Origin of the sequence: Streptomyces sp. NBC_00009 (assembly GCF_045040855.1) — a bacterium.
GTDB classification, from domain to species: Bacteria; Actinomycetota; Actinomycetes; order Streptomycetales; family Streptomycetaceae; genus Streptomyces; species Streptomyces aureus.
Genome location: NZ_CP108312.1, coordinates 1,546,371 through 1,559,878 on the forward strand (window position 1 = coordinate 1,546,371; position 13,508 = coordinate 1,559,878).

The 13,508-nt window shown below is 68.9% G+C and carries 10 protein-coding genes; 2 read left to right on the forward strand and 8 right to left on the reverse strand.

Annotated elements, in window-relative coordinates; translation table 11 throughout:
• Window positions 1-31: 31 nt before the first annotated feature.
• Genes OHA58_RS06940 through OHA58_RS06950 form a run of 3 tightly spaced genes read right to left on the reverse strand, consistent with a single transcriptional unit; the run spans window position 32 to window position 3,589 of the window.
• Window positions 32-1,684, reverse strand: coding sequence for a hypothetical protein (locus OHA58_RS06940; protein ID WP_405477429.1), 1,653 nt, complete (start codon window positions 1,682-1,684; stop codon window positions 32-34).
• Window positions 1,685-1,736: 52 nt separating this feature from the next.
• On the reverse strand, window positions 1,737-2,681 hold the full coding sequence (locus OHA58_RS06945; RefSeq protein WP_405484828.1) for a carbohydrate ABC transporter permease: 945 nt from the start codon (window positions 2,679-2,681) through the stop codon (window positions 1,737-1,739).
• 11 nt (window positions 2,682-2,692) lie between these two features.
• The gene (locus OHA58_RS06950) at window positions 2,693-3,589 is read right to left on the reverse strand and encodes an ABC transporter permease (protein WP_405484830.1); all 897 of its coding nucleotides are present in this window, start codon (window positions 3,587-3,589) and stop codon (window positions 2,693-2,695) included.
• Between the two features lie 511 nt (window positions 3,590-4,100).
• Here OHA58_RS06950 and OHA58_RS06955 point away from each other — a divergent pair.
• Window positions 4,101-8,015, forward strand: coding sequence for an endo-alpha-N-acetylgalactosaminidase family protein (locus OHA58_RS06955; protein ID WP_405477431.1), 3,915 nt, complete (start codon window positions 4,101-4,103; stop codon window positions 8,013-8,015).
• Between the two features lie 81 nt (window positions 8,016-8,096).
• Here OHA58_RS06955 and OHA58_RS06960 read toward each other — a convergent pair whose 3' ends face one another.
• The 4 genes from OHA58_RS06960 to OHA58_RS06975 are packed head-to-tail and all read right to left on the reverse strand — an operon-like array spanning window position 8,097 to window position 11,710.
• On the reverse strand, window positions 8,097-8,930 hold the full coding sequence (locus tag OHA58_RS06960; protein ID WP_405477433.1) for an ABC transporter permease: 834 nt from the start codon (window positions 8,928-8,930) through the stop codon (window positions 8,097-8,099).
• Window positions 8,931-8,934: 4 nt separating this feature from the next.
• The gene (locus tag OHA58_RS06965) at window positions 8,935-9,846 is read right to left on the reverse strand and encodes an ABC transporter permease (protein ID WP_405477435.1); all 912 of its coding nucleotides are present in this window, start codon (window positions 9,844-9,846) and stop codon (window positions 8,935-8,937) included.
• Entirely contained in the window at window positions 9,833-10,846 is a 1,014-nt protein-coding gene (locus tag OHA58_RS06970) for an ATP-binding cassette domain-containing protein (RefSeq protein WP_405477437.1), read from the reverse strand. Before OHA58_RS06970 ends, OHA58_RS06965 begins: the two co-directional genes overlap by 14 nt.
• Window positions 10,847-10,849: 3 nt before the next feature.
• Complete coding sequence (locus OHA58_RS06975; RefSeq protein ID WP_405477439.1) at window positions 10,850-11,710, reverse strand: glycosyltransferase family 2 protein; 861 nt, start codon at window positions 11,708-11,710, stop codon at window positions 10,850-10,852.
• Between the two features lie 172 nt (window positions 11,711-11,882).
• Between OHA58_RS06975 and OHA58_RS06980 the strand changes: the two genes are divergently transcribed.
• Window positions 11,883-12,701, forward strand: a complete 819-nt coding sequence (locus OHA58_RS06980) for a phytanoyl-CoA dioxygenase family protein (protein ID WP_405477441.1) — start codon at window positions 11,883-11,885, stop codon at window positions 12,699-12,701.
• Between the two features lie 18 nt (window positions 12,702-12,719).
• Here the strand turns inward: OHA58_RS06980 and OHA58_RS06985 are convergent, their stop codons facing one another.
• Entirely contained in the window at window positions 12,720-13,466 is a 747-nt protein-coding gene (locus tag OHA58_RS06985) for an SDR family oxidoreductase (RefSeq protein ID WP_405477443.1), read from the reverse strand.
• Window positions 13,467-13,508 lie beyond the last annotated feature (42 nt).

Below are 13,508 nucleotides of genomic sequence, written 5' to 3' on the forward strand. Positions count from 1 at the left end.
GCCTGGGGATGCGGGGTCCTGCCGGACGGTGTTACTTGCTGTCGGCGATGGCCTTCTCGAACTCGTCGCGGATCGCGTTGCCCGCGTCGCGCTGCCACTTGGGCAGAGCTTCCTTCTTGAAGTGGGACAGCGGCTTGCGGCCGGACACGATGTCGATGATGGACACGCGCATCTCATCGGTTGAAGAGGCGTACTTGTTCGCGTAGGTGTCCGAGAAGTAGCCCGTGGTCGGGTTCGCCTTGCCCAGCTTCATCAGCGCGACCTCGGTCTCGTGGATGGAGCGGGTGGTGTCCGACTTGCCAGGCAGGTAGAGGGTCTGCGGGGCGTTGCCGAAGAAATTGATGGCCTGCCGAGTGGTGAGGACCTCGGCATTGCCCTTCTTGTTCAGCAGTACATCGCCGTTCTTGGCGCGGGTGTGGTGCATGCCCTCGAGGCCGTTGTCCAGGAAGAGCCGCTCCTCGGTGCCGAAGGGGGCGCTGAGGTAGTTCATGATCTGAAGCAGGGTCTCGATACGGTCCTTGCTCACCTTGTTGTTGATGGCCGTGAAGCCGACCGAGCCGTAGCCGTACCAGTAGCTGGGCGTCATGCCCTTCTCTGCGGCAAACGGGACGACGACCTTCTCCGGCCAGTCGTACATGTTGCTGTCGTTGAGGAAGCCCGGGAACGACTGGACGTGCAGTCCGAGGAATCCGCCCTCCATCTTCTCCAGCGTCGTCGGCAGGTTCGGGTCCGGCCAGAACAGCTGCGCCTTCTGGCACTTGAGAGCGAACTCAATGGCAGCGAAGTACTCATCCGTCTCGTAGAAGTGGGTGAGCTTGCCGCCGTCCAGGCTCCAAGTGTTGGGCGCCCCGTGCCACATCGCAAACTGAACGATGTGGTTGTAGTAGGCCGGCTCGAGGACGTACTTCTTGCGCTTGACGTCGAGGAGTTCCTTCGCCTTGTCGAGGAAGTCCTGGGCGCTGTCGAACTGCACGCCGCCGACCGGCTTCCAGAAGTCCTCGTTGGCGACGTAGACCTGCCCCTGCCGACCGTAGGGAACCGCAAGACCCCAGATCTTTCCGTCAATTACGGCGGTCCGCCAGGCGAAGTCCGGGATGTTGGCGAGGTTCGGGTACTTCTTGATCGCGTCGCCGGACAGGTATGAGGTGAGGTCGTGGAACTTCGCTTCGAGCAGGGCCGGGACGTTCTTGAGGCCCTGGTTCGGCGGGAACCACATCAGGTCGGGCAGATCCCCGCCGGCGATGGTCGCATTGAACTTCGCACGGTAGACGTCGTCGGCTCCGAGGCCGTTCACGATCGTCATCTGCATCTCTGAGCCCAGGCGCTTGTTGAGCTCCTGCCAGTACGCGTTGCGGTTCATCGCCGGAGCCGCGGTGGTGAATGTCTCGGTGAGCGCGGTGAACGGCTTGCCGTCGCCCGGCTTCTTGGTGACGCTGCGGACCGGGGACTTGGGGTAGCGCAGGTACGCCGGGTCGAGGCCCGCCGCGTTGCCCGGCAGGTCGGGCGCCGGGACGTTCGCGGGGACGTACGTCGGCAGCTTCAGCTTGGCCGACGCCTTGGCGCCGCCACCACCCGAGGCCGCACCGGAACCACAGGCCGTGAGGGAACCGGCACCGGCGATCGTGAGGCCAGCGACGGTCGCGGCACCGAGGAACCCGCGGCGGTTGAAGTCTCTGGAGGACATGGCTCTCCTAAGGGGCGAGGAGCGGTTGAGGGTGGTGGCTCAGGGGGGTGGCTCAGGCCTTGATGGCGCCGGTGAGAACGCCCTTGACGAAGTACTTCTGGAGGAACGGGTAGACCGCGATGATCGGCAGGACCGCGAGGATGAGCACGGCCATCGACAGGGCGGTGCTGGCGGGCAGCACGCTCACGCCGAGCGCCTTCGCGTTGAAGGTGTCGCCCTGGAGGACGTAACCGCGCAGGACCACCTGGAGGGGCAGCTTGTCCGGGTCGTTGATGTAGAGCATCGCGTTGAAGAAGCTGTTCCAGTACGTCACCGCGTAGAACATGCCGACCACGGCGATGACGGCCTTCGACAGGGGGAGCACGATCCGGCACAGGATGGTGAGTTCGCCGGCGCCGTCGAGGCGGGCCGCCTCGTGCAGCTCGTCGGGGATGCCCTGGAAGAACGCCCGCACCACGATGATGTTGAAAGCATTGAGCAGGATCGGCCAAATCATCGCGCCGTAGGAGTCGAGCAGTCCCAGCTCCTGCACCACCAGGTAGTTGGGGATGATGCCCGGGGTGAACAGGAACGTGCCCACCACGATCAGGAGCAGCGGCTTGCCCGCGAAGGTCCGGGGCCGCGACAGGCCGTAGGCGAGCGCGATCGTGCAGAGCAGGCTCAGTGCGGTGCCGATGACCGTGACGCCGACGCTGACGAAGGCGGCGCGGGTGATGATGCCGCCGGACAGGACCACCTGGTACGCCTCGAGCGTGGGGTGCGACGGGAACAGCACGTAGCCGCCGTTCGCGGCGAGTTCGGCCTTGGAGGAGAGGCTGGTGCCGATGGCGAGCAGGAACGGATAGCCGACCGCCACGATCATCGCGACGATGACGAGGAACTTCAGCGTCTGGGCCGCAGGGTTGGGCTGTTCCATCCAGGCCGGGCGCTCGGCGGAGCCGCGGCGCTTCTTGGCTCCGGCGCGCACGCGGTTCTCGCGGCGCACGGTGGTGGATATGGGCGCGGTGCTCACTGGTAGACCCCCTGCTCGCCGAGGCGGTGCGCGAACTTGTTGGCGAGGACGATCAAGACGAAGCCGATGCCGCCCTTCATCAGCCCGGCGGCGGTGGACATGCCCCAGTCGCCGTCGACGACGCCGTGGAAGTAGACGTACGTGTCGAGGACTTCGGAGGCGTCCCGGCCGACGTTGTCGCGCTGGAGGATGATCTGCTCGAAGCCGACCGACAGGATGTCACCGAGACGCAGGATGAGCAGCATGATCATCACGGGCCTGATGCCGGGCAGCGTGATGTGCCACATGCGGCGCAGCCAGCCCGCTCCGTCCATCGCCGCCGACTCGTAGAGCGACGTGTCGATGGAGGCCATCGCGGCGAGGAAGATGATCGCGCCCCAGCCGGCGTCCTTCCAGACGCTCTGGGAGGTGATCAGGTACATGAAGGTGTCGGGGTTGTTCATGATGTTGCCGACGTGCACGCCGTGGTCGTTCAGGTAGCTGGTGACCGTGCCGGCGCCGCCGAAGACCTGCTTGAACATGCCGACGACCACGACCCACGACAGGAAGTGCGGCAGATAGACCACCGTCTGCATCAGACGCCGGGTCTTGTTGCTGATCAGCGAGTTGAGGAAGAGCGCAAGGGCGATCGGCGCCGGGAAGTAGAGGATCAGCTGTACGGCGCTGATCTGCAGGGTGTTCCAGACGGCCGTCCAGAACTCCGGCTGTTCGAGCATGGCCGTGAAGTTGTCCCAGCCGACGAACGGGCTTCCCTTGAAGCCGAGGTAGGTCTGATAGTCCTGGAAGGCGATGCTGTTGCCCGCGAGCGGCAGGTAGAAGAACACCGCGAAGTAGAGGATGCCCGGCACGCACAGCAGGAGCAGGGTGCGGTCCTGCCTCAGCCGCTCGCGCAGGCTCCGCCGGCCGGCGGGCTTTCGCCCCTTCCTGCCCGGCGTCCCCTTCCTGCCCGACGTCCCCTTCGTGCCGGACGCCTTCTTCCTTCCCGATGTTCCGGGTGCCTCGTGCGTTAGGTCGGGCGGGTTTTGCGATGTGGGCGTGGGCGATGCGGACGCAGCGGCCGACACATTCACCTCCTGCGTCGAGTGGCGAGCGAGGGTTGGTTTCACAGGGCCCTCGCGGGGGCTGCGGCCCGGCGCGCGAGGTACCGGAATCTTGCGTCAGCCTGCCGAGGGATGACAAGACTTGATTGGTAACTATTTAGATCTTGCAGCTTCACGCATGAAACGCGCAGGCAACGAACACGGCCACCGCAGTCGCACGCACCGCCCCCGACCTGGGCGAAGCTGCCCTTCTGTGTTTGGACTAACGATCGCTGGTGTTTGGACTTTGGTGGAAATTGCTTCCTAGGGCCCTGGACCGCCCACTAGACAGTGCGTGTCCCGCACCGTCGCAGCAGGGAGAGACATGTCCAGATCCCCAGGCAGACGCCGCCTCTCGGGCGCCGTCGGTGTTGCCCTCGCGCTGACCCTGGCGGGTGGTGCCGTCCCGGCCCTCGCCGACTCCGCGCACCCCTCCTTCGCGGACGCGTCCTCCGCAGACGCCTCTTCCGCCGGAGCCGACGCGGCCGGGGACGGCGTGGCGATCACGTCCGGCGCCCTTTCCGTGAGCGTCGCGAAGGACTTCCCGCGCGTCCTCTCCTACACCGACCGGGCGAGCGGGGCGCGGCTGCTCGGCAGTACGAGCCCGGTCACGGAGGTCACGCTCAACGGCAAGGCGTACAAGGTGGGCCTCAAGGCGGCGCCCGAGGTCACCGCCCACCGGGCCGCGTACACGCTGGTCTTCCCAGGCCTGCCCGGCGTCGAGATCGACGCGGCGCTCGACGTCGCGGGCCGGGCCACCACCTTCAAGGTCACCGCCGTGCGTGACACCGAGGCGTTCCGGCTCGGCACGCTCGACATACCGGGCCACGACCTGATCTCGGTGGGCTCCGCGGACGCCGGCGCCGAGACCGCGTTCACCCGGCTCGACACCGACTCGACCCGCACCGCCGACGTGTTCGGCAAGGTCACGGCGTCCACCGCGCCCGACGCGTCCCCGGCCGGCGCCTCGTACGCGATCGTGAACACCGCCTCGCTCGCGGCGGCCGTCGAGTCCAACTCGACGTACGACAAGCCCGCCGGGGCCACCAACGGCGACAACGCCCGCTTCTGGCACCAGGCCCGCAAGGGCGCCGACGGCAGCGTCCGCGTCGGCGTCTGGTCGGGGCAGTGGACCTATCGCGGTGACGGTGCGCCCGCGCCGGAGAAGGAGCTGCCCTGGGCGAAGGTCGTCGTGACGCCCGACGCCAACGGCGACAAGACGGTGGACTGGCAGGACGGCGCCGTCGCGTTCCACGACATCGGCATCAAGGTCAAGGGCGGCGAGAAGACCCCGGACCGGGTGATCACCCACATCCCGTACAACTTCGCCAGCCAGGCCACGCACCCGTTCCTGCGCACTCTCGACGACGTGAAGCGGATCTCGCTGTCGACGGACGGGCTCGGCCAGCTGAGCATCCTCAAGGGGTACGCGTCCGAGGGGCACGACTCCGCGCACCCCGACTACGGCGGCAACATCAACAAGCGCGCGGGCGGCCTCAAGGACCTCAACAAGCTGCTCAAGGGCGGCAAGAAGTGGGGCTCCACCTTCGGGGTGCACGTGAACGCCACCGAGGCGTACGCGGAGGCGAACGCCTTCGACGACAAGCTGGTGGACAAGTCGAAGCCCGGCTGGAACTGGCTCGGGCAGTCGTACTACATCGACCAGCGCCACGACATCAACAGCGGAAACCTGGCGAGGCGCTTCCAGCAGCTGCGCGACGAGACCGACCCCAACCTGTCGCTCATCTACATCGACGTCTACTACACGCACGGCTGGATCGCGGACCGGACGCTGACCGAGCTGAAGAACCAGGGCTGGGGCATGGCCACTGAGTTCGGCAACAAGTTCGAGCGTCAGGCGCTGTGGTCGCACTGGGCCAACGACCTCGACTACGGGCCCAAGACGAACAAGGGCCTCAACTCGAAGATCATCCGTTTCATCCGCAACGGTGAGAAGGACGTCTGGAACGACGACCCGGTGCTCGGCCAGACCGCACTGGTCGGCTTCGAGGGCTGGACCGGCGAGAACGACTGGAACGACTTCTCCGCCAACGTCTGGGAGCGCAACCTTCCGGCGAAGTTCCTCCAGCACTACCGCATCACCGACTGGGACAAGAACGACGTCACCTTCACCGGCGGCGTCCGCGGCACCGTCACCGACGGCAAGCGCGAGGTGTCCCTCGGCGGCGCCAAGGTGATCGACGGCGACTCCTACCTGCTGCCCTGGAAGTCGGAGGACAGCAAGCGGCAGGACAAGCTCTACCACTGGTCGAAGAAGGGCGGCACGAGCACCTGGACCGTGCCCCAACCCTTCGCGGACGCAGGCGAGTTCACGGTCTACAAGCTGACGGACAACGGCCGCGTCAAGCAGTCCACGGTCACCCCGAAGGACGGCAAGGTAACGCTGACCGCGGCCGCCGGACAGCCGTACGTCCTCTACCCGGACCACGCGCCGCAGCAGGCCGACCCCGACTGGGGCCAGGGCGGCAAGGTCAAGGACCCCGGCTTCAACGACATCGCCCTGGCGGACTGGAAGAAGACCGGACCGGTCACCAGCGACCGTGACGACTTCGGCCACCGCGGGGCGGCCCTCGGCGGCGGCAAGGCGGCCGCGATCGAGCAGCGTGTCACCGGCCTCACCCCCGGCGAGGGCTACAGCGCGTCCGTGAACGTCGAGGTCGAGCCCGGCAAGACGCGTCCCACAACCATCGCCATCGGCGGCGAGAGGCTGACGGTGGACCGCTCGACGGCCAAGAACTACATCGCGGGCGACGAGCGGCACGGCACCTACTACCAGCGGGTCAAGGTCCACTTCACCACTCCCGCGAACGGCTCCGCGACACTGCGGATCTCGGCGGCGGGCGACGGCGACGCGAAGGTCGGCCTCGACGACGTACGGATCGTGGAGAACGACCCCGCGACGAAGAAGGGGACGGTCGCCTACGACGACTTCGACGCCGTCGACCAGGGCTGGGGCCCCTTCGTGAAGGGCGAGTCGGGCGGCGAGAACGACCCGCGCACGCACATCGCGCAGCAGCACGCCCCGTACACGCAGGCCGGCTGGAACGGGAAGCTCATCGACGACGTGATCGGCGACGGCGAGTCCCTGAAGTCGCACGAGGAGAACGACGGCCTCGTCTACCGCACCACTCCCGCGTCCGTGCCCTTCGAGGCGGGCCACGCCTACAAGGTGGAGTTCGACTACCAGAACAGCCACGCGGGCGCCTACCAGTGGACCACCGGATACGACACGGTCACCGGCGGCGAGCCGACCGGCGTGACCACCCGCAGGACCGCACTGCCGCAGCAGCGCACCACCGGCCACTTCAGCGAGCGGGTCGTCGGCGGCTGCGGTGACGTGTGGACCGGCCTCACCAAGGCGGAGAACGCACCCGAGGGCGCCGACTTCGTCCTCGACAACTTCACCGTCACCGACCTCGGCGCCACCGACGAGCGGACCGCGTGCGCCACGCTCGGTCTCACCTCGGACAACGCGACGCTCGAGCCCGGCAGCGCGAACAAGGTGACGGCGGCGTTCGCCAACCACGAGGCGACCGCGGCCAAGAACGTCGAGGTGACGCTCGACGTGCCGGAGGGCTGGAAGGCCGAGGCGGCCGGCGCGACGACGTTCGACTCCGTCGCCGCGGGCGCCAAGGTGACGGCGACCTGGAACGTCACCCCGCCGGCAGAGGCCGAGTACAAGAGCTACTCGCTCACCGCCAAGGCGTCGTACGAGGCGGGCGGCGACACCAAGTCCCTCACGGACGGCATCTCGATCCACACCCTCGCCCCGCCGCCCACCGTGGACACCTGGGTGAGCGACATGGACTGGGTGTCGGTCGAGAACGGCTGGGGGCCGCCCGAGAAAGACCTCTCCAACGGCGAGGTCGGCTCCGGCGACGGGCAGCCGATCAGCATCGGCGGCACGGCCTTCCCGAAGGGCCTCGGTACGCACGCGCCCGCCGACGTGAAGTACTACCTCGGCGGCAGCTGCGAGGCGTTCACCGCCCAGGTGGGTGTCGACGACGCGCAGAAGACCGCGGGCTCGGTGCAGTTCAGTGTTCTGGCGGACGGCAAGAAGGTCGCCGAGAGCCCGGTCCTGAAGGCCTCGGACAGCGCGTACAAGCTGGACGCCGACGTCTCCGGCGCGAAGTACGTCGAGCTCGTCGTCGGTGACGGCGGCGACGGGAACGGCAACGACCATGCCAGCTGGGGCGGGGCGAAGTGGCTCTGCGGCTGACATGACGCGGTGAAGAACGACGAACAGGGGCCCCGCACGCTTGTGGCGTGCGGGGCCCTTCGCCGTGCCCGTACGGGCCGCTCAGCCCGCGCCCCGGTACCGCCGCAGACCGGCCCGCCAGATCAGCCCGGCCACCGTCAGCGTCGCCGCGCCGCCGAGGAGCAACAGGGCGATACGGCCGAGGAGTTCGAGGCCGCCGGAAGCCAGCGCAAGCGTCGGGTAGTAGCTCAGGAGGCCGAAGGGCAGCACGAACGTGAAGACGAACGCGACGGCGGAGTCGTAGAGCGTGAGGGGGAACTTGGCGAGGTCGGCGGTGTTGCCCACCAGGATCGAGACGCTGTTCTGCTCCGCGCCGTCCCAGAACACGAGGCTGTTCGTGGCCAGGTTGAGCGAGCCGACGACGACCACGCCGTTGCAGACCGCGACGACGAGCACGGCGAGGGACGCGGCGCTCACGGCGAAGGCTCCGTGGCGCGCCGCGAGGACGAGGAGCGTCAGGCCGAGGACGACGTCGCCCGCGCCGGCCGGGTTCGCCCGCAGGGTGCACAGCTGGAGGAGCGGCGAGAGCGGCCGGGTCAGGAACTGGTCGAACTCCCCCTTCACGACCAGGTGTCGCAGCTCCCACACGCCGTCGAAGAGCATCACGCACAGGCCGCGCGGGACGATCGCGAGCGCGTAGGTCACCGACAGCTGCCAGATCGTCCACCCGGCGATGTCCGGGACCTGCCGCAGGATGATCCACACGGTCCCGAACCCGGCGGCGTGCAGACAGAACGCGCCGAGCACGCCGATCACGAAGTCCGCCTTGTACTCCAGCTGCGACTGGAGCCTGATCCGGTACAGCTTGGCCGCGCTCGACAGATATCTGAGGCTGGGGTGTCCCGGGCTGGGGTGTCTCGGGCTGAGGCTCGGCACCGGGTCATCCTCCGTTGACGGTCAGGTGGCGGCGCGCCGCCCGCCACAGCCGGACCGTCAGGGCCGACATGACCACGGCCCAGGCGAGTTGGCGTCCGAGGGCAAGCAGGGCGTCGTCACCGGTGAGCCGGCCCAGGTACATCTGCACGGGCGTGGACACGATGGCGCTGAACGGCAGCCACTCGGCGACGACGCGCAACGGCGCCGGGAAGAGGGCGAGGGGAACCATGCCGCCCGCCATGAAAGTGGTTACGGCCTGCCGCGCCAGGATCAGGCCGTACGCGCTCTCCGTCCAGAAGCAGAGCAGGCTGGTGAGGAAGCAGAGCATCGCGTTGACGGCGACCCCGACGGCCAGGGTGAGCAGGAAGAGCAGCGCGGCGGCCGGCGAGTGCGGCGGCAGCGCGTGCAGCAGCGCTCCGCCGATGACCGCGGTCCCTGCGAGTGCGCCGGCCATGTGCGGGGTACCGGCGCCGAGTGCCCTGACGAGCTGCATCGCCGGATAGTTCACGGGGCGTACGAGGTCGAGGGCGACCTGGCCGCTGCGGATGTCCCTGTGCATCTGCATCTCGGCCTGGAACGCGAGGAGTTGGCCGAGCGCGAAGGAGAGCAGGACGTAGGTGCGCATCTGGTCCCAGGAGTATCCGCCGACGCTGGTGGCGCCGGCGAAGATCGAGCGCCAGAGGTAGTAGAGGACGGCCGCCCAGACGGCGTTGCCCGCGAGGTCGACGAGGACGGCTCGGCGGTGGGCGAGGGCCTGCTGGAGCGAGGCGAGGTAGAGCGAGCGGTAGGGAGCGCGGACGGCGGGGCGTACCGGGTGTACGGGGGCGGGGTGCGCGGGGGCGGGGTGCGCGGGGGCGGGGTGCGCAGGGCCGGGGTGTACGGGGCGCGCGGGCTCGGGTGCCCTAGAGAGCGGCATCCACTCCGCCCTCGTACAGGTTCCGGATGATCTCCTCGATGCTGGGCGCGCCGACCTGGATGTCGTCCACGGGGAAGGTGGCGAGTGCCTGGGCGATGACGTCGCGGGTGGCGAGGGTGCTGCGGTCGTAGCCGATCTCGAGGGTGTTGGCGTCTTTTTGACGGACCGTCACGCGGTCGTCGAAGCACCCTTCGAGGGGCACGGCGGTGAGCCGTTCCGCGCCGCTCACGGTGACGGTGCGGCGCGTGCCGTAGCGGGCGAGCATGTCCGCGACCGGCATGTCGAGGAGGATCCGCGCGCGGTCGATCAGCACGATGCGGGTGCACAGCGACTCGACGTCGCCGAGGTCGTGCGAGGTGAGCACGACGGTGACGCCGCGCTCGCGGTGCAGGGTGGCGAGGAACTCGCGGAGCCGGGCCTTCACCGAGACGTCGAGGCCGATCGTGGGTTCGTCGAGGAAGAGGACGGGCGGCGCGTGCAGCAGCGAGGCCGCCACGTCGCAGCGGACGCGCTGGCCGAGCGAGAGCTGGCGGACGGGCCGCTCCAGGAGGTCCTCGATGCCGAGGAGTGCGATCAGTTCGTCGAGGCGGGTGTCGAACTCCCGCTTCGGGACGAGGTAGATGTCGCCGAGCAGGCGGAACGACTCGCGCACGGGCAGGTCCCACCACAGCTGGGTGCGCTGCCCGAAGACGACGCCGATGTTCCGCGCGTTGGCGACCCGGTCCTCGTACGGGACGACGCCCGCGACGCGCAGGTCGCCCGAGGTCGGGGTGAGGACGCCGGTGAGCATCTTGACGGTGGTCGACTTGCCGGCGCCGTTCGGGCCGACGTAGGCGACGCTCTCGCCGGGCGCCACGCGCAGGTCGACGGCGTCGACGGCGGTCCTGTCCTCCCACTCGCCGCGGACCAGGTGGCGCAGCGCCCCGCGCATCCCGGGGCGTTTCCTCGCGACGCGGAACCGCTTGGTGAGGGCCCGCGCCTCGATGATGGGGTCGCCCATGATTCAGCTCACGGCGCCGAAGTCCGCGCTGATGTCCTCGCCGCGCAGGGTCCTCGCCGGATAGGAGAGGGCGAAGATCGCGTGCGGCGGCCTCGCCTTGAGGTCGTCGTCGACGTTCTCCCCGGCGAGGATCCGGCGGGCCAGGTCCTGGCACGAACTGTCGTACACGTCGGGGTGGTTGGTCACGATCGTGGCGCGCAGCGCGAGGTCGTGGACGCGGTGGCGGGCGAACATGCCGTCGACGCTGGTGCGGTAGTGGAGCAGCGGCTCGGGGACGGTCGTCATATGGCCGCCGTGCTTCCCGACGGCGATCCAGAAGTTCCAGTCCTCGTACGCCGGCATGCCCTCGTGGTAGCCGCCCGCCCGCTGCCACGCGGAGCGGCGGAACATGGCGCAGTACGGCGCCTGGTTCACCGATGTCGACGCGTCGAAGTCGTAGTCCGGGTACTCCCAGATCCGCTCCTCCACGCCGAAGGAGCGCAGGTAGGGCCGGGCGACCTCGGCGGTCGGGTCGCGGTCCAGGGCGGCGGAGAGCTTCTCCAGGGCGTGCGGCTCGTAGTGGTCGTCCGCGTCGAGGCAGGCGACGTAGCGGCCGCGGGCCACGGATATGCCGAGGTTGCGGGCGCGCCCGAGGCCGCCGTTGCGGGTGAACACGAGGGTCACGGCCAGCTCGGGGTGGGCGGCGGCGAAGGTCCGGGCGACGTCGCGCGAGGTGTCCGTGCTGCCGTCGTCGACGATCACGAGCTCCCAGTCGGCCGCCGTCTGGGCCCGGACGCTCTCGAGCGCGCGCGGCAGCATCCGGTCGTAGTTGAAGCAGGTGACGACCACGGAGACGAGTGGGGTGCGGGTTGAGTGCTGCTGCATCTGGCCTTCCTGACCCGGGATGTTGCAGGAACGCACAGCAGTATGCACGAAGCTGCTCGATTGAGAGCCCCTGCGTGCAAAAACAAGCAACTATCGCTACGGTTCCTTTCTGTTCGCCGCGCGACCACCTCCCACAACAGGGCACAAAAAGCACCAAGTTGAAGGAAGGCCAATGGGGATCACGGGAATCGTCGGAACCGACGCCGCTCTGACCGCACAGGACCGCAGACAGTTCGAGGAGGAGGGCTATCTCGTCCTCCCGGGCTTCCTCCCCGCGGCCCTCGCGGAGCGCGCAAAGGCCGAGGTCGACCACTGGGTGGACTCGGGTGCGCGGCAGCGGTCCATAGCCTCGGCCGTCTCCCCCGACGCGTACGGGCTGCCGCCCCTGATGGAGCTGGAGATGGAGGCGCACGGCCGGATCCTGGCCCATCCGCCGCTGCTCGAAGTCCTCGCCGGGCTGATCGGCGGGCCCTTCGTCTTCCACCACCTGCACAGCGACCGCCGCCCGCCGAACGCGCCCGGCAAGGACTGGCACCACGACTACGAGCTCGGCCCGCGGGCGGAGCGAACCCACACGATGGTCCACGCGCTGCACTACCTCGGCGGGCTCGACGCCTCAGTCGGCGGGCTCGCCGTACTGCCCGGCTCGCACCGCGAGACCGCCACCAAGACGGCCCGCGCCCACCTCGGCACGTCCGAGCTGCCGGGCGAGGTCTTCATCGGTGAACTGCCACCCGGCTCCACCGTGTTGATCCACTCGGCTCTGTTCCACACCCGCCGCACGGCTCCCCACGGGGAGAGCCGTGAGCGGTACATGGTGGACAGCTCCTACGCGCAGACGGGCGTCCGCTGGCGGCCCGTGAAGCCGTACTGGCGGCACATGCTCGCCCGCGCCCGGGAGCTCCGGCTCGCGGGCGAGGGGTGGCCGGAGCTCTTCGTCGAGCACCACTTCACGGAGTACGAGGCCGAGCAGGCCGGGCGTCAGGGATGACGGGGCGGACGGGAGGCCCTAACCGCGGCCCACGTAGGGCATCGCGCTCGGCATCACCGTGACGGACTGGATGTTCACGTCGACGGGGAGCTCGGCCATGGCGGCGACCATGTCGACGACATGGCGGATGTCCATGGTCGGCTCCACGCGCCGGCTGCCGTCCGCCTGGAGGACGGCGGGCTGGGGGCGGTCGGCGGGGGTCACGTTGCCTATGTCGATCTGCCCGCAGGCGATGCCGTGCTCACGCCCGTCGAGGGACAGCGAGCGGGTCATACCGGCGACGGCGTGCTTGGCCGCGGTGAACGCGATCGAGTCCGGGCGGGGCACATGCGCCGACGGGGCGCCGTTGTTGATGATGCGGCCGCCGCGCGGGCTCTGCTCCTTCATCATCCGGAACGCCGCCCGGGAACACAGGAACGTACCGGTCGCGATCGAGCCCATGACGCGGTGCCAGTCGTCGGCCTCGACATCCTCCGTGGGGATGTACGGCATCGTCTCGGCGGCGTTGTTGAACAGCAGGTCGACGCGGCCGAACCGCTCGCCCACGGCGGCGAACAGGCGCGTCACCGCCTCCGGGTCGGTGATGTCCGCGACGAACGGGACGGCGCGGTCCGCGTGCTCGCCCGCATCCGCGGCCGTCGCTTCGAGGAGCGCCCTGCGGCGGCCCACGAGGACGACCGACCAGCCCCGCGCCAGGAGCCCGAGGGCGCAGGCCCGACCGATTCCGACGCCGGCGCCGGTGATGACGGCCACCTTCTCGACCATGTCCGTTTTCCCCTCTGCAACATTCCAGGATCTCTCGGGCAT

Excerpts from the sequence above, each read along its gene's own strand:
- OHA58_RS06940 (WP_405477429.1), bottom strand. The coding sequence starts at position 1,684 with ATGTCCTCCAGAGACTTCAACCGCCGCGGGTTCCTCGGTGCCGCGACC.
- OHA58_RS06955 (WP_405477431.1), top strand. The coding sequence starts at position 4,101 with ATGTCCAGATCCCCAGGCAGACGCCGCCTCTCGGGCGCCGTCGGTGTT.
- OHA58_RS06965 (WP_405477435.1), bottom strand. The coding sequence starts at position 9,846 with ATGCCGCTCTCTAGGGCACCCGAGCCCGCGCGCCCCGTACACCCCGGC.
- OHA58_RS06970 (WP_405477437.1), bottom strand. The coding sequence starts at position 10,846 with ATGGGCGACCCCATCATCGAGGCGCGGGCCCTCACCAAGCGGTTCCGC.
- OHA58_RS06975 (WP_405477439.1), bottom strand. The coding sequence starts at position 11,710 with ATGCAGCAGCACTCAACCCGCACCCCACTCGTCTCCGTGGTCGTCACC.
- OHA58_RS06980 (WP_405477441.1), top strand. The coding sequence starts at position 11,883 with ATGGGGATCACGGGAATCGTCGGAACCGACGCCGCTCTGACCGCACAG.
- OHA58_RS06985 (WP_405477443.1), bottom strand. The coding sequence starts at position 13,466 with ATGGTCGAGAAGGTGGCCGTCATCACCGGCGCCGGCGTCGGAATCGGT.